The sequence below is a fragment of the Pedobacter cryoconitis genome, from assembly GCF_001590605.1.
Lineage (GTDB): Bacteria > Bacteroidota > Bacteroidia > Sphingobacteriales > Sphingobacteriaceae > Pedobacter > Pedobacter cryoconitis_A.
Map to the genome: position 1 here is coordinate 741,945 of NZ_CP014504.1, position 24,273 is coordinate 766,217.

At 38.8% G+C, this 24,273-nt stretch carries 23 protein-coding genes; 9 read left to right on the plus strand and 14 right to left on the minus strand.

Translation table 11 applies throughout. The features are described 5' to 3' along the window. Window positions 1–44 precede the first annotated feature (44 nt). The 6 genes from yidC to trpS form a co-directional block, all read right to left on the minus strand. On the minus strand, window positions 45–1,847 hold the full coding sequence (yidC, locus tag AY601_RS03135; RefSeq protein WP_068396324.1) for a membrane protein insertase YidC: 1,803 nt from the start codon (window positions 1,845–1,847) through the stop codon (window positions 45–47). Window positions 1,848–1,867: 20 nt separating this feature from the next. Further along, the gene (locus tag AY601_RS03140; protein ID WP_068396326.1) at window positions 1,868–3,484 is read right to left on the minus strand and encodes a CTP synthase; all 1,617 of its coding nucleotides are present in this window, start codon (window positions 3,482–3,484) and stop codon (window positions 1,868–1,870) included. A 463-nt stretch (window positions 3,485–3,947) separates the two neighbouring features. Further along, window positions 3,948–4,487 carry a hypothetical protein gene (locus AY601_RS03145; RefSeq protein ID WP_068396328.1) on the minus strand — a complete coding sequence of 180 codons (540 nt, stop codon included), beginning with the start codon at window positions 4,485–4,487 and terminating at the stop codon, window positions 3,948–3,950. 30 nt (window positions 4,488–4,517) lie between these two features. After that, entirely contained in the window at window positions 4,518–5,258 is a 741-nt protein-coding gene (gene kdsB / locus AY601_RS03150) for a 3-deoxy-manno-octulosonate cytidylyltransferase (protein WP_068396330.1), read from the minus strand. A 1-nt stretch (window position 5,259) separates the two neighbouring features. After that, the gene (locus AY601_RS03155) at window positions 5,260–5,874 is read right to left on the minus strand and encodes a deoxynucleoside kinase (RefSeq protein WP_068396332.1); all 615 of its coding nucleotides are present in this window, start codon (window positions 5,872–5,874) and stop codon (window positions 5,260–5,262) included. A 35-nt stretch (window positions 5,875–5,909) separates the two neighbouring features. Then, window positions 5,910–6,908, minus strand: coding sequence for a tryptophan--tRNA ligase (trpS, locus tag AY601_RS03160; protein ID WP_068396335.1), 999 nt, complete (start codon window positions 6,906–6,908; stop codon window positions 5,910–5,912). A 295-nt stretch (window positions 6,909–7,203) separates the two neighbouring features. Here trpS and gatC point away from each other — a divergent pair, with 295 nt between their 5' ends. From gatC to AY601_RS25515, 5 genes are all read left to right on the plus strand, one after another. Beyond that, window positions 7,204–7,494 carry an Asp-tRNA(Asn)/Glu-tRNA(Gln) amidotransferase subunit GatC gene (gene gatC, locus AY601_RS03165; RefSeq protein ID WP_068396345.1) on the plus strand — a complete coding sequence of 97 codons (291 nt, stop codon included), beginning with the start codon at window positions 7,204–7,206 and terminating at the stop codon, window positions 7,492–7,494. 76 nt (window positions 7,495–7,570) lie between these two features. After that, window positions 7,571–8,335 carry an ABC transporter ATP-binding protein gene (locus AY601_RS03170; protein WP_068396348.1) on the plus strand — a complete coding sequence of 255 codons (765 nt, stop codon included), beginning with the start codon at window positions 7,571–7,573 and terminating at the stop codon, window positions 8,333–8,335. After that, the gene (locus AY601_RS03175; RefSeq protein WP_068396351.1) at window positions 8,335–8,883 is read left to right on the plus strand and encodes a cob(I)yrinic acid a,c-diamide adenosyltransferase; all 549 of its coding nucleotides are present in this window, start codon (window positions 8,335–8,337) and stop codon (window positions 8,881–8,883) included. The genes AY601_RS03170 and AY601_RS03175 overlap by 1 nt, the downstream gene beginning before the upstream one ends. A gap of 83 nt (window positions 8,884–8,966) precedes the next feature. Further along, on the plus strand, window positions 8,967–9,188 hold the full coding sequence (locus AY601_RS03180) for a DUF2795 domain-containing protein (RefSeq protein ID WP_008240955.1): 222 nt from the start codon (window positions 8,967–8,969) through the stop codon (window positions 9,186–9,188). Window positions 9,189–9,341: 153 nt separating this feature from the next. Continuing rightward, window positions 9,342–9,500, plus strand: coding sequence for a lmo0937 family membrane protein (locus AY601_RS25515; RefSeq protein WP_111632538.1), 159 nt, complete (start codon window positions 9,342–9,344; stop codon window positions 9,498–9,500). Between the two features lie 43 nt (window positions 9,501–9,543). Here the strand turns inward: AY601_RS25515 and AY601_RS03185 are convergent, their stop codons facing one another. Beyond that, window positions 9,544–10,221, minus strand: a complete 678-nt coding sequence (locus tag AY601_RS03185) for a 2-C-methyl-D-erythritol 4-phosphate cytidylyltransferase (RefSeq protein ID WP_068396354.1) — start codon at window positions 10,219–10,221, stop codon at window positions 9,544–9,546. 164 nt (window positions 10,222–10,385) lie between these two features. Continuing rightward, window positions 10,386–11,435, minus strand: coding sequence for a tRNA preQ1(34) S-adenosylmethionine ribosyltransferase-isomerase QueA (queA, locus tag AY601_RS03190; protein WP_068396357.1), 1,050 nt, complete (start codon window positions 11,433–11,435; stop codon window positions 10,386–10,388). Window positions 11,436–11,751: 316 nt separating this feature from the next. Here queA and AY601_RS03195 point away from each other — a divergent pair, with 316 nt between their 5' ends. Further along, a complete protein-coding gene (locus AY601_RS03195; RefSeq protein WP_084359049.1) occupies window positions 11,752–12,996 on the plus strand; it encodes an ABC transporter permease in 1,245 nt (414 codons plus the stop codon). Window positions 12,997–13,444: 448 nt separating this feature from the next. Here the strand turns inward: AY601_RS03195 and AY601_RS03200 are convergent, their stop codons facing one another. After that, window positions 13,445–14,647, minus strand: coding sequence for an MFS transporter (locus tag AY601_RS03200; RefSeq protein WP_068396364.1), 1,203 nt, complete (start codon window positions 14,645–14,647; stop codon window positions 13,445–13,447). A gap of 224 nt (window positions 14,648–14,871) precedes the next feature. Here AY601_RS03200 and AY601_RS03205 point away from each other — a divergent pair, with 224 nt between their 5' ends. Next, window positions 14,872–15,297, plus strand: coding sequence for a hypothetical protein (locus tag AY601_RS03205; protein WP_068396367.1), 426 nt, complete (start codon window positions 14,872–14,874; stop codon window positions 15,295–15,297). A 115-nt stretch (window positions 15,298–15,412) separates the two neighbouring features. Here the strand turns inward: AY601_RS03205 and AY601_RS03210 are convergent, their stop codons facing one another. Further along, entirely contained in the window at window positions 15,413–16,606 is a 1,194-nt protein-coding gene (locus AY601_RS03210; protein WP_198163601.1) for a pyridoxal phosphate-dependent aminotransferase, read from the minus strand. A 177-nt stretch (window positions 16,607–16,783) separates the two neighbouring features. Between AY601_RS03210 and AY601_RS03215 the strand changes: the two genes are divergently transcribed. Both AY601_RS03215 and AY601_RS03220 read left to right on the plus strand, forming a co-directional pair. Beyond that, window positions 16,784–17,761 (plus strand): cation diffusion facilitator family transporter, encoded by a 978-nt coding sequence (locus AY601_RS03215; protein WP_084359051.1) that lies wholly within the window; start codon window positions 16,784–16,786, stop codon window positions 17,759–17,761. A 153-nt stretch (window positions 17,762–17,914) separates the two neighbouring features. Continuing rightward, on the plus strand, window positions 17,915–18,364 hold the full coding sequence (locus AY601_RS03220; RefSeq protein ID WP_068396373.1) for an NUDIX domain-containing protein: 450 nt from the start codon (window positions 17,915–17,917) through the stop codon (window positions 18,362–18,364). 52 nt (window positions 18,365–18,416) lie between these two features. Here AY601_RS03220 and pdeM read toward each other — a convergent pair whose 3' ends face one another. From pdeM to AY601_RS03240, 4 genes are read right to left on the minus strand one after another with little or no spacing between them, the layout of a single operon-like run. Continuing rightward, a complete protein-coding gene (pdeM, locus tag AY601_RS03225) occupies window positions 18,417–19,064 on the minus strand; it encodes a ligase-associated DNA damage response endonuclease PdeM (protein ID WP_068396376.1) in 648 nt (215 codons plus the stop codon). 3 nt (window positions 19,065–19,067) lie between these two features. After that, window positions 19,068–21,605, minus strand: a complete 2,538-nt coding sequence (locus AY601_RS03230) for a ligase-associated DNA damage response DEXH box helicase (RefSeq protein ID WP_068396378.1) — start codon at window positions 21,603–21,605, stop codon at window positions 19,068–19,070. 56 nt (window positions 21,606–21,661) lie between these two features. Further along, complete coding sequence (locus AY601_RS03235; protein ID WP_068396381.1) at window positions 21,662–23,254, minus strand: ATP-dependent DNA ligase; 1,593 nt, start codon at window positions 23,252–23,254, stop codon at window positions 21,662–21,664. Between the two features lies 1 nt (window position 23,255). Next, window positions 23,256–24,266 carry a ligase-associated DNA damage response exonuclease gene (locus AY601_RS03240; protein ID WP_068396384.1) on the minus strand — a complete coding sequence of 337 codons (1,011 nt, stop codon included), beginning with the start codon at window positions 24,264–24,266 and terminating at the stop codon, window positions 23,256–23,258. Between the last annotated feature and the right edge of the window lie 7 nt (window positions 24,267–24,273).

Genomic DNA, 24,273 nt, shown 5'->3' on the forward strand with positions numbered 1-24,273 from the left:
CTTTCTTAGAGAAAAGCGGCCATTTACCGGAATCTTTTGAATACTTATTTATTCTTTTTTTCTTGTGTTTTAACTTGTTGCTGCTGACGCATGTAATCGTCTAAACGAGTCTGGAACTTAGATTTTTTCTTTTGCTCTTCAGGTTTCTTTTTGTTTTCCTTCAGAATATTGTGAATTTTCTCATCGTTAACCATTGACTTGATCAGGAACTGCTGACCAAAGGTTAGCATATTCGCCAGGAAGTAATAGTAGTTCAAACCAGCAGGATAGCTGTTCAGTACACCTAAGAATACAACTGGCATAATGTAACCGATGTATTTCATTTGTCCGGTGGCACCTGATACCTGGTTATTGAAATAAGTATAAATCAAGGTAGAGATGGTCATCAATACACACATTAAACTTAAGTGGTCACCAATAAATGGAATTGTAAATCCAAATTTAATGAAGTCATCATAAGTTGAAAGGTCATGCATCCATAAGAAACTTTGTCCTCTTAATTCGAATAAATTCGGGAAGAAGAAAAAGAACGCCATTACGATAGGCAACTGAAGCAGCATCGGCAAACAACCGCCCAGTGGATTTACACCCACCTGTTTATACAGCTTAAGATATTCCTGTTGTAATAAAGTAGCATTGTCTTCACCTACTTTGGCTTTAATCTCATCCATTTCTGGTTTTAAGATTCTCATTTTAGCCATAGAGATATAAGACTTGTAAGTCAATGGTGACAATACAACTTTTAAGGCAATAGTTAAGACTAAGATAATCAGTCCATAGTTCCAGCCAAAGCTCTCCAGGAAGTTAAATACTGGCAATACAACAAATCTGTTAATGTATTTCAATGGCCAGTAACCCATTTCTACCAGTTTCTCAATTTCTTGTCCCTGAGCTTTCAGCACTTTGAACTGATTGGTTCCGAAATAGAACTTCATCTTGTAGTTCTGTGCATCAAGCTGGTTGAAAGGAAGGTTTACTTTTGCAGCATATCCTTTTACATGACCTGGTTCAGTCAGGATTCTTACGGCAAGGTTAACCTTGTTAAAAGGATCAGCAGGAATCAGCACAGCTGAGAAAAAGTGTTGCTTGAAAGCAATCCACTCAATTTTAGCTTTAGACAAATTCTCTGTTTCATCTTTAGCAATGCTCAGGTGATCAGGGTTTTTATCCGCATACTTGTAATAAGGTGCAGAATATTGCTGCTCGTTTTTCAACGATTTTTCCTGTTGAAGTAATACAGTTTCCCAGTCCAGTGAGATACTATCTCTCTGAATAACCTGGTTCATCCCTTTTAAGTTGATGTTGAAACCAACGTTATGAGATTTAGGCTGTAAATCATAAACAAATTCAATGTATTTATCCGCACTGTAATTAGCGCGCATCACCATTGCATTAGCTGTTTTTGTTGCTGTAAAATAAAGATCATTGGTCTTTACCAATTTACCGCCAACGTTTAAGGTTAAGCCGAAAATGTTTTCGTCACCATCAAACAATACGACTGGTTTATCAAGGTAAGTCTTTTCACCTTTTACTTCTACAGCTTTAATTTTACCACCTTTATTAGTGAAAGTTAATTTTAAAGCTTCATTTTCTAATACGCTGGTAGTAGCGGTACCAGAAATACTGGTTCCGAAAGGACCTTTCAGCGCTGCTGAGTCTAATTGCGGAGCCGGTGCATTTTCAGCAAGAGCAGCAGGTGCATGTTTAACACCAGCTTTACTAGCGGAATCAATAGAGATCCGCTCCCGTTCTTTCTTCATTTCAGCCTCACTTGGCTTGAAGAAATAGAAAGAACCCGCCAAAACGATCATGATCAGGAACAATCCTGTGAATGTATTTTTATCCATTATTGTTATTTAAACGCGTATTAGTTTGTTTTTTTCTTCGCATACTCCATCGCAGCGGCGACAAATTTAACAAAAAGTGGGTGAGGATTAGCAACTGTTGATTTTAATTCTGGATGAAATTGTCCACCAACGAAAAAAGGATGGTTTTTAAGCTCTATAATTTCCACTAAATGGCTGTCAGGATTAGTACCTGAAGCAATCATTCCAGCTTCTTCATATTGGCTTAAATAAGCACTGTTAAACTCATAACGATGTCTGTGACGCTCATTGATGTGTTGTTTACCGTAAGCTGCAAATGCTTTGGTACCTTTTTTAACATCACAAGGATAAGAACCAAGGCGCATTGTACCACCTTTAGTTGTTACTGTTTTCTGGTCTTCCATCATATTGATCACAGGATCAACGGTTAATTCATCGATTTCAGTTGTATTTGCTGTTTTTAAGCCCAGTACATTACGGCCAAACTCAACAACCGCACACTGCATACCTAAACAAATACCAAAGAAAGGAACGTTATTTTCACGAACGTAACGAATAGCATCAATTTTTCCTTCAATACCACGGCTACCAAATCCTGGTGCAACTAAAACACCGTCTAAATGACCTAATTTCTCTTTTGTATTTTCTGAATTAACCTCTTCAGAAGGAATATATTCTACTCTTACTTTACATTCATTTTTAGCACCTGCATGAATGAAAGCTTCAATAATTGATTTATAAGCATCCGGTAATTCCACATATTTACCTACCAGACCGATTCTCACTTCAGAAGTTGGGTTTTTAAGTCTTCCTAAAAAGTCTTTCCAGCTTTCCATATCAGGCTCATTTTTCTGTGCCAGTTTAAGTTTGCTCAATACTATTTTATCTAATTGTTCCTTCATCATTAACAATGGAACAGAATAAATAGAAGAAGCATCGATAGATTCAATAACTGCATTGACGTTTACATTACAGAACAAGGCGATCTTTTTACGGATATCCATGTTAATATGCTGCTCTGTACGGCAAACCAGGATATCTGGCTGAATACCATATTCCAGTAATGCTTTAACTGAATGTTGTGTAGGTTTTGTTTTAAGCTCACCAGCTGCTGCAAGGTAAGGGATCAGTGTTAAGTGGATCACAATCGCGTTATTCGCGCCAGCTTCCCATTTGAATTGTCTTACAGCCTCAATGAAAGGAAGAGATTCAATATCTCCAACAGTTCCACCAAGTTCAGTAATCACAATATCATAGTCACCTGTTTCACCAAGGATACGCATATTGCGTTTAATCTCATCAGTGATATGCGGAACAACCTGAACAGTTTTTCCCAGATATTCACCCTGACGTTCTTTGTTGATTACATTCTGATAAATACGACCTGTAGTGATATTGTTAGCCTGTGATGTAGGTACATTTAAGAAACGCTCATAATGACCTAAATCTAAATCAGTTTCAGCACCGTCTTCAGTTACGTAGCATTCACCATGCTCATAGGGATTTAACGTTCCGGGATCAATGTTGATATACGGATCGAATTTCTGAATGGTTACACGGTAACCTCTTGCTTGTAAAAGTTTGGCCAATGAAGCGGAGATGATGCCCTTACCTAAAGAGGAAGTAACACCGCCCGTAACAAAAATATACTTAGTCATGTTTGTGAGTTTGTGAAATAAAAGCCGCTTTTAAGGGCGTTTTTATTGTTTTTGTACGGGATACAAAGCTACGGAAATATTGTGGAATTGGGAAACTAATTGTGAATCTAATCGAATAACCGTGATCAGATGGCACCATGCTTCAAAAAAAAAGACCAGATAATATACCCGGCCTTTTTCTATTTTATATTTGGTTAGAATATGCGTAGTTCAATAAATGCTAAAACACGAGGCCATAACACTAAGGTAAATCTAATATTAATTTTAGAAATTAGTATACACATTGGTGAATAAAACCAATTATAATTGTAATTAGCTGATTTACAATGAGATTAATTATGTGTGTTATTTTGATTTATCGTTTTAAGATGTGAATATAGCGCCAATCGACAATTTTATGGTAAAAACCGGGATAGGAGCAATTAATTATTACGGGCGGTTGTCATACACTAACATTGTCGCGTTATTTGCAGCATTCATAATAGTTTCTGACCTTTTTTTCCTGCTCAGACCAGGCAATATAAACCTTGCTTTCTTTGCCTAAACGGTATTTGAAACCATTCACGCCAGTTTTTTTTAATTCTTCAAAAAAGTTTTTATCTGGTGTATTGTTGTCAGGTTTTTCTGATTCGGTGACTGCAGGTTCAATAAAATTCTCTTCATCAAAGAAAAGGGAAAGTTCTTCTCTCATAAATTGCAGCTGCTCTTTCTTTTTGCCCAAATCAATGCTCTCTTTATAATTGTCGAGCAGGGCTGTGGCTTTCAGTGTTTTGGCGTAAATCTGCTGACCGCTCTGTGTCGTAATTGTAAAAACAAGCTCCATGTTTTTTGGCTCATCTCCATTCAGGACAATTTTAAACGTATCCAGTTTCGTCGTATCACTAAAGGAACGCAAAGCAGTCTTTATATGGGATGCACCATCTTTTAAGTGAGGTGGTTCTGAGGAATTACAAGCTGTTAAAAACAGGGTTAAAATTAAAAGGGAACTATAAACGCTTTTCATGCAGAGGTATTTTCTCCCTAAGATAGGGAATTAATTGCCCTTGATCCTAATAATTATCTCCAGATCTTCGGGTGTGTCGACGGCAAATGTCTCTAAATCAGTTACCTTAGTTTTTATTTTGTAGCCGTTTTCCAACCATCTGAGTTGTTCCAGGCTTTCTGCAAGTTCTAGTGTAGAAGGCTCGAGTTGCGTGATTCTTAACAAGGTTTCGGTTGTATAGCCGTAAATTCCTATATGTTTATAGAATTGAAAAGCCTTCAGCCAATCTTGTGGTGCTTTATTCCGTTGGAAAGGGATAGTCTGTCTGCTAAAATAAATGGCTTCCTGATTGGAATTGAGTACGACTTTGGGGATACTCTGATTGAATAATTCCTCTTCAGTATATATTTTTTTGATTAGTGTAGCCAGTTTTACCTGCGGATCTTCAAAGCAGGAACTCAATAAATCAATCTGAACGGGATCAATAAAGGGTTCGTCTCCCTGTATATTGATAACCACATCAAAACCAGGATATTTTGTGGCCACTTCAGCGCAACGATCTGTGCCACTTTGATGATCAGCCCTGGTTAAAGCATATTCTCCGCCAAATCGCTTTATTTCGGCAATAATTCTTTCGTCATCTGTAGCAATGACAACTTGATCAAGGCTTGCAGCGCTGCAAGCCTGTTCATAAACACGCTGAATCATACTTTTACCGTTGATATCGATCAGCGGTTTGCCCGGGAACCGCGTTGACGCATACCGGGCAGGAATAATTCCTAGTTTAGCCATTTTAAAAAAGTCCGTGTATTTCTGCTTCGATAGCTTGTATCACTGTACCCAGATCTTCCGGATTGTTTGTGAAATCTAATTTGTCTTTATCCAGGATCAGTAGTTTACCCAAGGAGTAGTTCTTAATCCAGGCTTCATACTTCTCGTTTAGTTTTGACAAATAATCCAGGCGGATACTTGCTTCATAATCACGGCCTCTGCGTTGAATATTGTTCACTAAAGTAGGGACCGAAGCGCGCAGATAAACCAGTAAGTCTGGCGGTTTGATGAAAGAAGTAATGTTTTCAAAAATATCCCTATAGTTCTGATGATCTCTTGTCGTCATTAAACCCATTTCATGAAGATTTTCTGCAAAGATATGTGCATCCTCATAAATGGTCCTGTCTTGTATCACGTCCCTTTTATTATTTTGGATAGCTACGATCTGCTGAAAACGATTGTTCAGGAAATAAATTTGCAAATTGAAACTCCAGCGTTTCATATCACTGTAGAAATCTTCCAGGTAAGGGTTGTTGTCTACTTCTTCGTACAAAGCTTCCCAACCATAATTTTTAGCCAACAGGCTTGTTAAAGTAGTTTTACCGGCGCCTATGTTGCCAACTATTGCTATATGCATATGATCCTCTGATGAGCTTAAATTAATCTAAGGTATTAAAATGGTTTGAAACCGATCAGTTCTCTGACCTCTTTTATTGTTTTCCTTGCACTTTCTCTTGCTTTCTCTGCACCAAGATTAGCTATTTTACGCAGATAATCGCTGTCCTTAGAGATTTCTTCAATACGTTCACGGATCGGACTGTTAAACACAATCATATCTTCAGCAAGCTGTTTTTTGAAATCGCCATACCGGATCTGGCATTTGTTGTAAAGTTCACCAAAGTGCGCAATGGTATCTGGTGTGGAAACAATTTTCATCAGATCAAACAGGTTTTGAATCGCTTCTGGCTTTGGCTGGTTCTCTTCTGTAGGGCCGCCATCAGATACTGCTTTTAATACTTTTTTACGGATGATTTCCGGAGAATCAGCCAGGTAAATGCAATTCGCATCGCCTTCTGATTTTCCCATTTTTCCTTTTCCATCCAGACCAGGTACTTTAACCAGGTTCGCTGAATAGTTGAATGCAAAAGCTTCAGGGAAATAATCTGAATTGTATAAACGGTTAAAACGGTTACCAAAAGTACGGGTCATTTCCAGGTGTTGTTCCTGATCTTTACCTACAGGGACTTTAACCCCTTTATGGATCAGGATATCTGCTGCCATTAAAGCTGGGTAAGTTAATAACCCGGCATTCACGTTGTCTGGCTGAGAGCGGACTTTATCTTTAAAAGAGGTACTTCTTTCCAATTCGCCCATATAAGCGTTCATGTTCAGGTACAGATAAAGTTCGGTGACTTCCGGAACATCAGACTGGATATAGATAGTTGCTGTTTCCGGATCGATGCCGCAAGCCAGGTATTCTACCAGTACGTTTCTAACGTAACCGTGCAGGTCTCCAGGGGTAGGGTGCGTAGTTAAGGAGTGTAAATCAGCAATGAAAAAATAACAATTATACTCGTGCTGCATCTTTATAAAGTTGGCTACTGCGCCAAAATAATTGCCCAGGTGTAATTTTCCTGTTGGACGTATACCGCTTACTACTGTTTCTTTCATTTTGCTGGATTTTTTTGCTGAAACCTTTATTGTTTAACGTTAATTGACAGTGCTGATTTCTGCCAGTATAGGTTCCTGAAGGTCAAAATTAAGAAAAAACACCCATCCGAAGGTTTAATAATTGATTTTTATGTATGAACAGACTGTGTATGACCGATATAATGTTTGAAAACTTGCGCTGTATTCCCTTAACCGGCAGGGCTATATTTTAGCGTGGAATATTACTTGTAAAAGCGTATTTTTGAATTCCTCTCTGATGGAAAAGAGGAACAGGTATTAATATGCTTTAAAAGAGATGGAAATTGCTAAAGAAACGATTTATAAGGTAGCAGACCTTGCAAGAATAGAGATTGCGGAACAGGAAGTGGAAACTTTGCAGGCTGATATGAACAAAATCCTGACTTTCATGGAAAAGTTAAATGAGCTGGATACCCAAAATGTGGAGCCGCTTGTTTATATGAACCCTGAAGTGAATGTGTGGAGAGAAGATGTTGTTCAGCAGGATATTACTGTTAGTGAAGGTTTGAAAAACTCAGCTTTGCACAATGAAGACTTTTTTCTTGTCCCGAAAATACTGGATAAGTAATTGTAACAACAGAACACCGGCGCTGTCTAACCTCTAAAAGCTAATCAAGCTTTTCATCGTTAAAATATAGGTACAAATGGAAAAACCGTTAATAGATATCAAGGAAATAGGCCGTAAATACGTGATAGGGACTGAGGTTATCCATGCCTTGAAATCAGTTTCACTAAATATTAATAAAGGTGAATTTGTAGCCCTGATGGGGCCTTCGGGTTCAGGAAAGTCAACTTTGATGAATATTCTGGGCTGTCTGGATACGCCAAGTAAAGGTGATTACATCTTAAACGGAATCAATGTAAGTCAAATGACGGACGATGCACTGGCAGAAGTAAGGAACCAGGAAATCGGCTTTGTATTCCAAACCTTTAACCTGTTGCCAAGATCAACATCATTGGATAATGTTGCTTTGCCACTGATCTATGCTGGTATTACCAAAAAAGAACGCGATAGAAGAGCCACTGTAGCATTGGAGAACGTAGGTTTAGGAAACCGGGTTACACATAAGCCTAATGAACTTTCGGGCGGTCAGCGGCAGCGTGTGGCTGTTGCAAGAGCATTAATCAACAATCCCTCTATTATTCTGGCCGATGAACCTACGGGTAACCTGGATACCAAGACTTCGGTAGAGATCATGGGATTGCTGGAAGAAATACATAGCAAAGGAAATACGATCATTCTGGTTACACACGAAGAAGACATTGCTTTACATGCACACCGGATTGTGAGAATGCGTGATGGACTGATTGAAAATGATTATTTGAACACAGATATCAAGACTGTTTCTCCGCGGCTTTCTAAATTAATGGAGGCAGGCGAAGATTTTGAAAAAATGGGACATAATTAATGAAGATATATACCAAGACTGGTGACAAGGGGGAGACCTCATTAATCGGTGGGACACGTGTCCCAAAATTCCATTTGCGCATTGAATGTTATGGTACGGTAGATGAACTTAATTCCTATGTTGGTTTGATCCAATGTCAGGAAATCGATATTCATGCAAAGCAGATACTAAAGGAAATACAGGATCGTTTATTCACCATTGGCGCTTCCCTTGCTGCAGACCCTGAAAAGTCAAGGATGAAAATTCCTGATTTAAATTTAACGGATATTACGTTGCTGGAGACAGAAATGGACGAGATGAATGAAATTCTGCCGGAACTCAAACATTTTGTACTGCCCGGTGGGAATACTGTAGTTTCTTATTGTCATATTGCAAGATGTATTTGCAGAAGGGCAGAAAGGTTAACAGTACATCTGGCCATGGATAGCTTTGTTGACGATAAGGTCACGATCTATCTGAACAGATTAAGTGATTATCTGTTTGTGCTGTCAAGAAAGCTTGCTTTTGATGATAAAACAGATGAAAGTATCTGGTTACCAAGGTTATAAAATGGTGGAAAAAAAATTTGTTTTCATCAGTATTTTTAATATACTTTTGCAAAATAAATAAGAACAATAAAATAGTATAGAATATGTATTGGACATTAGAATTAGCATCGCATTTGGAAGACGCTCCATGGCCTGCAACAAAAGACGAACTTATTGATTACGGTATCAGATCAGGTGCACCTGTAGAGGTTATTGAAAACCTGCAAGCATTAGAAGATGACGGTGAACCGTATGAAACTATTGAAGAAATCTGGCCGGATTATCCGACTAAAGATGATTTTTTCTTTAATGAAGACGAATATTAGATTTACTTGAATTTAAAGTTATTCTTAAATACGCATAATTGAAAGCCCCGTTAACGGGGCTTTCTTTTTTTGGAACGATGATTGTTTATGAAATGTCAGGAGTTGTCTCAACTTTTTTAATCATTTAATTAACGAACCAAAAAAATTACAATTATGGGAAATTTACTTTATTTAGTTGCAGTAGTGTTAATCATTCTATGGGTAATAGGCTTTTTCTTCCATGGCTTTGGCGATGTAGGAGGTCTGATTCACGTATTATTGGTGATTGCAGTAATTGCCATTATCTTGAAAATAATCAACAGAGCTGCTTAATAGCTCTACATAGCGAAAAATATGTATAGAGGCTCCTGAGAAATCAGGAGCCTTTCTTTTTTAACAGAAAGGAAGCAAGTTCCAGGTCTTGTGTATAAGTTATTTTGATATTATCTCGTTCTCCCTGAAGCAAATGGATGCTGAACCCTGCTCTTTCAACTACTGAAGCATCATCTGTGAATTCATTCCGGTAGGGTTGAAGATAAGCCTTCTTTAGTTGCTCGGTCTGGAAGGTTTGCGGGGTCTGAATCAGGTAAAGTTCATCTCTGTTTAAAGCTTCAGAATCCTGTCCTTCGCGCTTTATTCTAACAGAATCAACAGGTTGTATCGCTGTAATTGCATTCCCTTTTTCTGCTGCCATCTGGTAAGATTGCAGGATTACTTCTGCTGTAATTAAAGGACGAACAGCGTCATGTATGGCCACAATAGCTTTTCCTCTGATTACTTTCAGTCCATTTTTTACAGAATTAAAGCGTTCTTGTCCTCCTTTAATAACCTGGTGTGGTATTTTGAAGTCATGTTTGGTGCATAATTCTTCCCAAAACAGGTGTTGGTGGATATTCAGTACTAAAATAATTTCAGGATTTAGGACACATTGATGGAAGGCTTCCAGGGTGTGCATTAAAATAGGCTTGCCATCCAGTTCTAAAAATTGTTTTGCGACGGCCAGATTCATCCTGTTACCTTTACCGCCTGCAACAATTATAGCATAATATTTCATCTGTCTAATTTAATAAAGTCAGGAGTTTTTCTGTTATTAAAGCCTTTTAGTTTTGCTTAATCATAAGCACAGTGCTAAATTTATAAATTTTTAACAGATTCCAGGTCAAAAAAAATAGGAGAGATCAAAAGATCCTCCTATTTTTTTATGGTTTGTTTAAGCAATTAGATGATTAACATTGCATCACCGTAGCTGTAGAAACGATATTTTTCTTTCAATGCAACTTCATAAGCATTTCTAACATAGTCATAACCTCCAAATGCACTAACCATCATCAGTAAAGTTGATTCAGGTGTGTGGAAGTTGGTGATCATTGAATTTGCGATACTGAAGTCATATGGAGGAAAAATGAATTTACTTGTCCAGTCGTTCGCTGGTTTAAGCATTCTTCCTGAAGAAACAGCTGATTCAATGGCACGCATAGAAGTAGTACCTACAGCGCAGATACGTCTTTTTTCATTCAATGCTTTGTTAACTATATTAGCTTGTGATTCTTCAATAATGAATTGCTCTGAATCCATTTTGTGTTTTGTTAAATCTTCAACTTCAACAGATCTGAATGTACCTAATCCTACGTGAAGGGTTACTTCTGCAAAATTAATCCCTTTCAGTTCCAGACGTTTCATTAACTCACGGCTAAAGTGCATACCTGCAGTTGGAGCGGCAACAGCACCTTCGTGTTTAGCGAAAATAGTCTGGTAACGTTCTTTATCCTGAGCAGTAGCTTTACGTTTAATATATTTTGGAAGCGGAGTTTCTCCAAGGATCTCAATGTTTTTTCTGAATTCTTCGTCAGTACCGTCGAATAAGAAACGGATAGTACGGCCACGTGAGGTTGTATTGTCTACAACTTCTGCTACCAGTAAATCGTCATCACCAAAATAAAGTTTGTTTCCTACGCGGATTTTACGTGCCGGGTCTACTAAAACATCCCATAAACGTAATTCTTTATTCAGTTCACGTAGTAAAAACACTTCAATTGTAGCACCTGTTTTCTCTTTATTACCATATAAACGTGCAGGAAAAACTTTGGTGTTATTCAAAATCATGACATCCTGATCATCAAAATATTCTAAAACATCTTTAAATATTTTATGTTCAATTTTACCGGTTTCTTTATGCAAAACCATTAAACGGGCTTCGTCCCTATGTTCTGAAGGATTATTGGCAACTAATGATTCAGGTAGATTAAACTTAAATTGAGATAACTTCATGTTTTTTATAAAATAATTAAGGCCGCAAATTTAAGAAATTTAATGCTCATTTGTATATAAATATTTATTCTGATAAATTTATGTTAAATTTTCGTTGCTACATTAATATTTTCAATGGTAATGTAGCTATCATGTACTACTTGATTTGATGCGTTTAGTTTTCTGCTGTATAGGATGGTTCCATCGGAATTGTAATGTTTTCTAACGTTGTTGGCTTGGAAAGATTGTGGTCCTGATAAACCTCTTGTAAAGATTTTCTGATAATAAATTGAATTTCCTGTAACCTTTTACCCGTTTTTTAATCTAAAGTGTAATTATGATGATATTCAGACTTATAGGTGAAAGTTTCAGGTTTGCTGCCGATGCACTCCGTCAGAATAAACTTCGGACGATGCTCTCTTTGTTAGGGATCACAATCGGTATATTCACGATTATTGCCGTTTTTTCGGGGGTAGATACGCTGCGCAATAAGTTACAGGAAAGTGTCGATAAATTAGGATCAAACACTCTTTTTGTCCAGAAATGGCCATGGGGTTTTGGTGGTGATTATCCATGGTGGAAATATATAAACAGGCCTGATCCAAGTATCAGAGACTATGAGGCTTTAAAAGAGCGGATGGGAAATGTGGACGGGATTTCTTTTGAGGCTTCTGCGAGCAACAGAACGATCAAGTACAGAAGCAGTTCTGTAAATGGGGTAACGTTAAATGCAGGAACTCAGGATTATGATAAAACCTGGACGCTTGATTTCCAGGAAGGAAGATATTTTACGGAGAGTGAGGGTAAGTCTGGTGCTCCGGTAACCATAATTGGTGCTGATGTGGCTTCGGGATTATTTAATGGTGAATCTGCTGTTGGTAAACAGATTAAGGTCATGGGACGCAGGTTGACGATTGTTGGGGTGTTCAAGAAGGAGGGAGAGGATATGATCGGGATGTCGCAGGATAAAAATGTATTGATCCCTTTGAATTTGGCAAGGGGATTATTTGATGTTCAGAATGGTAATTACGGGCCTCAGATTACAGTGAGAGGAAAAGCAAATATTCCGTTAGAAGAAGTTGAAAGTGAGCTTGAAGGGGCTATGAGGTCTATTCACAGGACTAAACCTGGTGCTGAAGAAGATTTTGCATTAAATAAAACGACCATGATTTCTAATCAGCTGGATATGATGTTTAAAATGGTCAGGATAGCGGGTTGGGTGATTGGTGGGTTTTCTATTTTAGTAGGGGGATTCGGTATTGCAAATATCATGTTCGTTTCTGTAAAGGAAAGGACAAATATTATTGGGATACAGAAGTCGCTGGGGGCAAAGAATTATTTTATTTTATTGCAGTTTATGTTTGAGGCGGTTGCGCTTTGTGTTTTAGGAGGGTTGCTGGGGTTGTTTCTGGTGTATAGTTTAACGCTGGTGTTTACGTATGTGGTGAAGGTTGAAGTGGTTTTATATATGAAAAACGTGATCATGGGGATTGGTATTTCCGTTGTTATAGGCATGATATCTGGTTTTTGGCCGGCTTTCTCGGCTTCAAGGTTGGATCCGGTAGAGGCTATACGTTCTTAATTTTTTTCTGGAAGAATAAAAAAAACGGTTATGCTACATGGAGAGCTGCATATTTCGCCCTGAAGGGGGCTCGAACGCTAGGCTCTCTATGTAGCATAACCGTTTTTTTTATACACAAAAAATTGACGGATAGCCTGTTTTGAATCCACCAGTTTAAGGAGGAAAAGCAGGCGAAAAACTGGATAAAGATCCTATTCAGGAAATACTTTTGGGTTGGGTTGGGTTGTGCAGGGAGGTGAGTATGGTGATTGGCTATAAGGAGCTTAAATCTGAAAATTGACGGATAATCTGTATTTAATGTGGCAGATCCGGGTTCCAGTTTAAGGAGGAAAAGCAGGCGAAAAATTCATAAAGATCCTATTCAGGAAATACTGTTGGGTTGTGCAGGGAGGTGAGTATGGTTCTTGGTTATAAGGAGCTTAAATTTCTTTAATGTACTGATCAGAAGTTAGCTGATTATTCTTTTCTTTTGCTGGTAATGAATGAGTACAGCGAGTACGAAACCAATAAATACAACTGTCATGCTAAAGGGGAAGATGTACAGCATTCCAAAATGACTGGCCACTGCGCCGACTAATGGTCCTGTAATTCCAAGAGACAAATCTATGAACAGACCATAACCTCCCAATGCGGCACCTTTGTTAGAGGCTGGAACTAATTTAACGGCTTCTACGCCTAATGCTGGAAAGATCAGCGAAAAGCCAAGTCCTGCAATTCCGGCTCCAATGAGTGCGAGGTGAGGGGTTGTAGCCAGAGAAAGGATAAACAGACCCACTGACTCAAGGGCCAGACAAGCTATCGCTGTTTTCATTCCTCCGTATTTTTCGATAGAACGGCCAAAGATAAGACGGCCAACTATAAATAGCAGACTGAAAACGGACAGACATAAGACTGCGCCAGCCCAGTTCAGGGAAGCATAGTAAAGTGTAATGAAGGTAGAAATTGTACCGAAGCCCAGGCCACCTAAGGCCAGGCAGATTCCATAGGGTGATACTGTTTTTAGTACTTTGAGAAAGGGTTGTCTGGGTTCTTTCTGGTCGCCTTTCATAGCTTGCTGAGTTCTGGCATAAAAGAATCCGGTTATTCCGACTACAATAATCAGTAAGCCGATGCTACCAATGCCATAGGCGTTGTGTAAAATTACGCCTAAGGGCGCTCCTACAGCAAGCGCTCCATAACTGGCGATGCCGTTAAAGGAGATGGCTTTGCCGGTATGCTGATCGCCGACTGCAATTATTGCCCAGTTTACAGGACTAGCTCCAATCAGTCCTTCTCCAAAGCCGGTTACGAAACGTGTTAAGACCAGAATTCCTAGGCTTAGTTCCGGGATGTCTTTGAAATGATAGGCTGCAAAGAGTAATATTCCACTGATGGCAAATCCTCCCATACCGATTAATACTGCTGGTTTTGGCCCTTTTTTGTCAACGATGTTTCCGGCATATCCGCGGAACAGGAAAGTCGTTACGTATTGCAGACTGATTACTATCCCTGCAATCATTGGACTGTAGCCTAATTGCTGGTGAATGAAAACTGGTAGTACTGCCAGCGACAGACCTATAGTGAAGTAGCCGAGAAAAGAGAATGTAACGAACTTTGTGATTGTTAAATGGACTTTTGATAAAGATGTGTCCGTGATTGTAACTGCTTGCATAACGTAAAATAATCCCTCTTAAATGTAATAAACCCCTCAATGCTAAGACGAAGCGACAAAGCTAAAGAGATTTGTCAGGAACCGCAGAATTAATGGGGTGGAGGCTTGTATAATTACTTTAAGATGAAATTAAAGAAGTTTTTGAGGCTTTACCTTTAATAGGTATAAGTGGTAATTGTAACAATTTTATCTCTTCATAACTAATATCGTTCTTATATTTGATTATGGGACTTATAAATATTCAGGAAAAAAGAGTAATCGTAGTTTTTTGGAAAAATAATATGGAGAGTCCTTTTGAAGTATTTTCTAATCTAAAGAATTTTTGTTTAAGCTATCCACAGTTTAACTATAATACCATAAGTAATTATTTGAGCAAGGCTAAAGTCGCTTATGAAAATCAGGAAATACGGATAGAACGTAAAAATATTATTTCTAAGCCTGCTCCCGAACTCCGGATTAGAAAAATAGCACCTGTACTAAGAAAGGTTATGATGAAAGATGCCAATGATGAACAACATGACTTGAAATATTGGTTGGGCCGACCGGTAAAAGAGCGTGCTGCTGCAGTTACTTACATCATTTCTCAATCTTTAGCAAAGGGACAAAGAATGGATAAAACTAAGCTGGTAAAGAAAAGAATGTACGCATGACATTAGCCTTAAATCAACAAATCTGCTATAAAACATTAAAAGCCAGTGATCATGATAATCACTGGCTTTTTTGATATTGCTTATTTTAAATAAATTTATAATTCTAATTGATAAACTAACTCAATTTAGCTAACGCTTCTTTGATTCTTGATACTGCTTTTATCAATTGCTCTTCTGCTGCTGCATAAGAAATACGGATACAGTCTTCGTTTCCGAAAGCCTCACCTGTAACAGTTGATACATGCGCTTCGTTTAATAAATAAAGACACAGGTCTTCAGCATTGGTAATCACTTTACCATCAAAACTTTTTCCAAAATATTCTTTCACTTCAGGGAAGAAATAGAAAGCGCCGTCCGGAAGGTTTACCTTAACACCCGGAACTTCTTTCAATAGTCCATAAACCAGGTCTCTGCGTTTTCTGAACTCATTTTTCATTTCAACTACACTGTCCAGGCTACTTTGATAAGCTGCAAGTGCTGCACGTTGTGAAATTGATGAAGTTCCTGAAGTAATCTGACCTTGTAATTTATCACAAGCATTTGCGATTTCAGTATTAGAAGCCATGTAACCTACTCTCCAGCCTGTCATTGCATAGGCTTTTGAGAAACCATTGATAATGATAACACGGTCTTTGATTGCATCAAAAGAAGCAATCGAAGCATGTTTGTCTACAAAGTTGATATGTTCGTAAATCTCATCAGAGATGATATAGATATTCGGGTGTTTTTCAAATACAGCTGCAAGGCTGGCTAATTCTTCATGGCTGTAAACCGATCCTGTTGGGTTACATGGGGAAGAAAACATAAAAAGTTTTGTATTTGGGGTAATAGCGGCTTCAAGCTGATCTGCAGTGATTTTGAAATCATTCTCTACTGTTGCATTGATGAAAACAGTTTCACCTTCTGCCAATTTGATCATTTCAGAGTAGGAAACCCAGTAAGGGGTAGGTACAATTACTTCTTCTCCCGGGTTAACCAAACACATTACTGCATTAGCTAAGGATTGTTTTGCACCAGTTGATACTACAATCTGATCAAAAGTATAAGTTAATCCATTTTCATTCTTCAGCTTTTCAACAATTGCCTTCCGCAGTTCAGGGTAACCGGATACAGGAGTATAATAAGAATAGTTCTCATCGATTGCCTTTTTAGCGGCCTCCTTAACATGTTCTGGTGTAAAAAAGTCAGGCTCTCCGAAGCTTAAATTAATTACATCAATTCCTTTAGCGGTGAGTTCTCTCCCCAGCTTTGCCATTTTAATGGTCTGTGATTCTGATAGGTTATTGATTCTTTTCGATAAAAATGTCATGATTCGCTTATAAGAAAGCAAATATAAAAACCTGGAGCAATTTGGCACTAAAAAAAGTAACTTATAATATATAAATTATTGATTTTTTATTTAAAGGGGAGTCTGATTATCAATTTAATAATGAACATATCCGTTATATGCTTGTAGAATTGTATTTTTGAGGCTAAAATCAATCCATTGCAGCCCAAAAAGAAAGCAATACTCGTTTCACTCTGCATTAGCGTTGTCCTGATGCTGGCCAAATTCGGTGCATACTTTATTACACATTCCAATGCAATTTTAACAGACGCCGCCGAAAGTATTGTCAATGTATTAGCCAGTAGTTTCGCTTTTTACAGTATCTACCTCGCTACTTTGCCAAAAGATGAAAATCATCCTTATGGTCATGGTAAAGTAGAGTTCTTTTCTGCTTTCGTAGAAGGCGTACTGATCGCGGTCGCAGGATTAATTATCATTTTTAAATCCAGCTATGATCTTATAGTTCCAAGAGAAATTCATCAGTTGCTCGACGGAGCAATCATTATCGGAATTACCGGGGTGATTAATCTGCTGGTTGGTTATTATCTGATCAATACGGGTAAAAAACACCGTTCGCTTACTTTGGAGGCTGATGGTAAACACCTGCTGACGGATGCAGTAACCAGTGGTGGTTTGGTTATGGGTATACTTTTAATCAAAGTCACTGAAATTTACTGGTTAGATAGTGTAATTTCTATTCTGCTTGGTTTCTATATTGTATATAGTGGGTACAAGCTAACCAGAAAATCTGTAGGTGGGTTAATGGACGAAAGTAATGTGGAACTTGTTGAAACCATCGTAGGCATCTTGCAAAATAACAGGCATAATTCCTGGATTGATGTTCACAATTTAAGAGCTCAACAGTATGGTTCAGATCTTCACATTGATTGTCATTTAACACTTCCTTATTACTATGACTTGAATCAGGTACATACTGAAATTTCATCAATTGATCATTTAATTAACGGAAATGCCGACAGGAGTACCGAACTGTTTATACATGCCGATCCTTGTTTACCAGAATGTTGTAATTATTGCAAGCTAAAAGATTGCCCGGCCAGACAGGAAGCGTTTGCCGGAGAAATTGGCTGGAACGTAGAGAATGCGACAAAAAATAAAAAACATTTTAGCCAATAGGAAACTCTTTTATCATAGCATGGGTGAGATGTTTGTTTATATTTGTCCCCTTATTAGTTGCCTTTATGAAATATTTGCGCCGTGAAAACTTCGTATTTTATTTGAGTCCAGGTAGCTGAATATATAAATATCAGCAAAACAAACATTTCAACCATGAGTTATTTTAATGTAAGAGTTTACGGTCTGTTAATCAATGCAGATAATCAGTTATTGGTTAGCGACGAACAATCAGGAGGACGAAGCTTCAGCAAGTTTCCAGGTGGTGGATTAGAATACGGTGAAGGCCTTATTGATGCACTAAAACGTGAATTCATGGAAGAGTGTAATGCTGAAATAGAAGTCTTAAGCCATTTCTATACCACAGATTTTTACGAGAAGTCTTCTTTCAATGATAGCCAGATCATCAGTATCTATTACCTGGTCAGAGAAGTAGATACTTTAACCATGAAGTTCAAAACAGAAGCTCTTGATTTTGATCCTGAAACTCTGCAATCATTCCGCTGGATTGATTTGAATGAGCTGAAAGAAAGTGATGTGACTTTTAAAACTGATCAAACGGTTGTTAATATGTTACTTTCATTAATCGCTGAGTCTGCAGATTAAACTATAATATTTATGCTGGTTTAATCGGGGACATCTTCTGATTAAACCAGCATTACTTTACCTGATCAATCAGGATTACCCTTTCTGGGGTAATCGCATAAAATAAATCGCCCTTTTCAGCCTTAACTTTACTTAGACCCGTAAAGACACTGAAAGCAGGCAAGATTGCACAATTCTTTCCGAAATAGAAACAAGGCAACCTCATCAGCTGACGTGCTTTTCCATAGATCGTTACCCCCGGATGGATATGTCCTGTAATATTGTAATACTCATCGGTTAGCTCAGGCTGATCATGTATAAATCTGAAAGGTGCAGCTAATAATTCTTTTTGATAGGTTTCAATGCCTAAGCCTGAATAATCTTCTGGTTTTAACCGGTCATGGTTTCCTTTGATCAGGATAATTTTCAACAGCGGATATTGCAATCTCCACTGGCGGAAAAGCTCTGCTTCACTATTCATCTGATGATGAAACATATCGCCGGTAATCAGTAAACAATCAGGCGAAAATTCGGTAATCAGCGCTGTTAGTTTATTCAGGTCTGCTGTATTTAACGTGACTGGAATCTGGATACCCGCTTTTCTGAAATGGGCTCCTTTGCCCAGGTGCAGGTCACTAATAATCAGCATCTTTTTGCTTGTCCAGTAAATTGCTCTTTGCTGGCTCAATACCAGCTCTTCTCCTTTAATATTAATGATCATTTTTTATCTGCGTATGGTCTGCTTTTTATCTGCTTCAGCAGTCATTCTTGCTATCCGTTCTCCCAATTCCTCGGTACTCATATTCTCTCTCAAACTATCTACTTTTATCGGAAAGCACAAAGGTGTATAACTTTCAGCTTTGATAATAATTACTTTGCTGGCTTGTATTCTGTGCAGCGCTGCGGCCAGCCTTGGTTCTTCAATCTGCTGATAAAATGCTTCATCATAGGCCTGACGCAATAATAAGTTATGTTTATCATAATCACTAAAGACATTGAAAAATAAAGAAGAAGAAGATTGTAAATATTTGTTCGCAACATATTTACCAGGATAACCCTGAAAGACCAAACCAGAAATACAGGCAATGTCCCTGAATTTCCGCCTGGCCATTTCTGTCGCATTGATACTCGCTACAATATCTTCCCCTAAATTAACCGGGCTGAAGAGCAACTTGATGTTTTCCTCATCTAAAGGAATAGGTTGTTCACTAAGCAGCTCAAAGCCGTAATCGTTCATCGCAATAGAAAAACTTATAGGTTTTACTTTACCCAGCCGGTAAGCTATCAGTGCTGCCATGATTTCATGCACTTGTCTTCCTTCGAAAGGGTAAGCGAAAAAATGATAGCCATCCCTGGTTTTAATCAGTTCAATCAGGAACTCATCATCCTTGGGAACATGTGAAACCTTTGCCTGCCGTTCAAATAGCGGAAGAATAATATCAAGCTCTTCGTCCTGATGTGTTTTATCCAGTGTCTCATTATACTTTTTTCTTAAAATTGCACCAAGATTAGCAGTTAAAGACATTCTTCCACCCATCCAGCTTGGTGTAATAGCACTTTTGAGTTTACTTTTACGCACCAGGACAGTCATTTCTTTGACCATCACAAATTCGAGCACCCTGCCTGCTAAGGTGAAACTATTACCAGGTTTCATTTTTGCCATAAATGATTCTTCAAGCATCCCTACATATCCGCCGGTCAGATATTTAACTTTGATCATCGCATCACTGACAATGGTTCCGATATGTAAACGATGCCGCATAGCTAACTGTCTGCTTTTAACTTTCCATAAGCCATCTTCTTTTTCTACTTTACTGAATTCAGTATAAGCGGTTAAACTATCGCCGCCAGTAGTGATAAACTGCATCATCCAGTTCCATTCTGAAAGTTCCAGCTCTCTGAAAGCGAAGGTGTTTTTTACTTCTTTATATAATTTCTGCTCATCAAATCCGTCACCGACAGCCAGCGTCACCATATATTGAATCAATGTGTCAAAAGCCATGACTACAGGTTGCCGGCTTTCAATGTTCTGCGTTCTCGCTGCCTCTTTAATTGCTGCAGCTTCGACCAGTTCCAGTGCGTGGGTAGGTAAAAAGTAAATTTTAGAAGTCTCAAAAGGAGAGTGGCCGCTGCGTCCGGCACGTTGAAGAAACCGCGCAACCCCCTTAGGAGAACCAATTTGAACTACCGTATCTACAGGTTTAAAATCTACACCCAGATCAAGAGAAGAAGTGCTGATTACTGCTTTCAGTATTCCGGTATGAATCGCTTCTTCAATCCAGTTGCGCAATTCATAATCTATTGATCCATGATGAATAGCGATTTGCCCTGCCAGGTTTTCATCAAGTTTCAGCAGGTTCTGATACCAGAGCTCAGCTTGTCCGCGGGTATTGCAGAAAATTAAAGTGGTTTTACTCTTTTCAATAATGGGCAATAATTTATGCGCAAGTTTATGGCCGAGATGACCTGCCCAAGGCAACATGTCAATATGATCGGGCAGGATCGACTTAATCTGTATCTTTTTCTCTATATCAGCAACGACAGTTGTTTTTAAAATATCCTGGTCAGGAACCAATACATCCAGCGCCTCTTCCATATTTCCTATCGTCGCCGAGATGCCCCAGACTCTCAATAGCCTTTCGGGATGTTTCTCTTTGACCAAACCTTTAATTCTGGAGATGGCAAGTTCTGCCATTACCCCGCGCTTGCTTCCTAATAATTCATGCCATTCATCTGCAACTATGCATTGTAAATCTTCGAAATAACTCAAACTGTTTTTCTGCGCAAGTAACAGGTGCATGCTTTCAGGCGTAATAATTAAAACTTCTGGCATCTGTTTTTTCTGCTTCAGCTTTTCATTTTGAGGAGTATCACCATTACGCACACCTACTTGCCAGTCGATTTCCAGTTCCAGACAAACTTCGCGCATGGCTCTTGCCAGATCTTTAGCTAAAGAACGCAATGGGGTAATCCAGATAAGTTTTAGTCCGGTGCTCTTTTTTCTTTTTTTTAATGCGCTGACTTTTACCGCACCCGCTTTTACTGCGCTGGCTTTAACAGGTAACTGTGTATTCAATTCATCGATCACGACAGCCAGAAATAGTGAGAATGTCTTTCCAAAACCGGTAGGTGCATTCACAAGACCACTGTAACCTTCCGCGTAATATTGCCAGGCATCAGTCTGGAATTTAAAGGGCTTTTTTTTCTTGCCTTTTAACCATTTGATCACTTTTTTATAACCCGTACTCTTTTCCAGTATCATAATCTTGAGTTTCGTACCCGTATGCTATTGAGCCGTTCAAAGCATACATGAAGTTCTTATAACGTTGAAGCTAACAATTGTTTTAAATCGTCCAGCGTATTGATTTCTGAAGCATTTTTATCTTTTCGCCAGCGGGCGATACGGGGGAAACGCAAAGCCAGGCCTGCCTTATGCCTTTTGCTTTCAGCGATACCTTCAAATGCAATTTCAAATACCAGTTCGGGTTTCACCGTTCTTACAGGGCCAAACTTCTCTATCGCATTTTTCCTCACAAAGCTATCTACTTGTTTAATTTCTACATCGGTTAAACCAGAGTAGGCTTTGGCAATTGTAATTAACTGCTCCCCATCTCTCACTGCAAAAGTATAATCGGTAAAGTGATTTGCCCGGCGGCCACTTCCTTTTTGTGCATAAATCATAACGGTATCAACGGTATAGGGATTGATTTTCCATTTCCACCAGTCACCACGCTTACGGCCGCTGTGGTAAAGAGAATCCAGCTTTTTCAGCATAATACCTTCACTGTTATTCGCTCTTGATTCTTTTCTGATCTCTGCTAACTGATCCCATTTGTCAAAATCAATAACAGGGGAGAGAATTGCAACATCTTTAATCTGGAGTGCAGCAATAACTTCCACCAGAATTTTTCTTCTTGCCGACAAGGGGGATGTTCTGATATCCTGACCTTGAAATTCCAGAACGTCATAGCAATAAAAGCCTATAGGCGCATCCTTTAGTTGTGATTTATGAATAGTTTTTCTGTTTAAACGTTGTTGCAGAATACTGAAAGCCTGTACATTTCCATCTTTAACAGATAATATTTCTCCATCGATTACGGTTCCATCCGGCAGTTCATCCACTAGAAAATGTAATTCCGGAAATTGATCAGTCACCAGTTCCTCTCCTCTGGACCAGATAAACAACTCGCCATTGCGTTTTACGAGCTGACCACGGATACCGTCCCATTTCCACTCTGCCTGCCACGCAGTAGTTTCACCCAGGTTTTCTGGTGTGGTATCCAGTGCATAAGCCAGACAAAACGGGTATGGCCATGAATTATCAGTGTTTACATGTGCACCATTGATGAGTTCCTGATAAGTGATTTCTGCGGGCATCCATTTGCCCATGATACTATGCATGATTTTATTGCTGTCAGTATCACTTTGTTTGGCCAATGCATTCACGAGCATCTTGTTAGATACCCCAATTCTGAAATTTCCGGAGATTAGCTTATTAAATATAAAACGCTCCCGGGTATCCAGGCTATTCCATGCGTTCAGGATAAATTCTTTTTTTGCAGCATCATCCTTGTTACTGATCAAAGCAAGATCTATAATCCATTCATGCAGTTTGCGGTCTGTAATGTTTTGAGCAGGAGGGAGTACCAGTGCAATTGTTTCACTCAAGTCACCCACACTGTGATAGCTTTCTGCAAACAGCCAGGCTGGAATGTTGCTTAATTCTATAGCCCATTCTCTGATTAGTGCTGTTGTGACAGGTCTGCGCGGTTTTTTTCCGGTAAACATGGCGATCACATAGGGTTTGTCCCTTTCATCGGCTGTGCTAAAATAGCTAACCAGGGCCGCGATCTTATCGTTGGTCTTATTGCTGGTTTCCAGCTGCTGTATCAATTCCGCGAACCTTTTCAAATTAAGCTTCTTTTAAGATTTCTTCTTCTTCCCCTTCGTTTCCGTAACGTGTTGTTACTTCTTCTGCTTCTATTCCTATTTCATTGAGGTATCTGGAAAATGTAGACACAAATCCGTGTGTTACAAATACCTTTTCGGCCTCAGTAGCTTTAATTGCAGACAATAAGCCTGGCCAGTCTGCATGGTCACTCAATGCAAACCCCGCATCAGCAGATTGCCATCTGCGGCCTGCCCTAACCTGCATCCACCCAGAACAGATTCCTGTCGAAGCACTCATTAAACTTTTCATCCATTTGCCATCTGCAAGTGCAGGAGGAACGATTACGATTCCCTTTTGTAGTTCTTCTTTCTTAAGATCAGGTGTAATTCTGATGGTTTTAGGAAGGTCAACACCAGCACTGATAAATCCTTCATTGAGGTTGGCGATGGATTGATGTACATAGATATTCTGATCGCCTGCAAGGTTTTTAATCAAGCGTTGTGCTTTTCCTAAACTATAAGCAATCAGTACACTTGTCTTTAACTGTTCATGGTTATCTGAAACCCAGTTTCTTATTTTTCCAAAGACTTCTTCTTGTGGCTGCCACTTATAAATAGGCAGGCCAAAAGTGCTTTCTGATACAAAGGTGTGGCATTTTACAGGCTCAAAAGCGGTGCTTATCCCATCATATTCTACTTTGTAATCTCCGGAAATTACGCAGATTTCACCTTTATATTCCAGTCTTATCTGGGAAGATCCAATCACATGTCCAGCAGGAAAAAGACTTAGCTTAACACCATTGATTGTGATTTCCTTATAATAAGGTAAGGTCTGAACAGGTAAATCTGCACCCAGACGTTGTAATAAAACAGGTTTCGTGAGCTCATGACATAAATATGCTTTATTGCCGGACTTTACGTGGTCTGCGTGTCCGTGAGTCGTTACAGCCAGATCTACTGGTTGCCAGGGATCGATATAAAAACCGCCCTGTTTACAGAATATACCCTTATTAGTGAATGAAATCAGTGCCATTGGATGT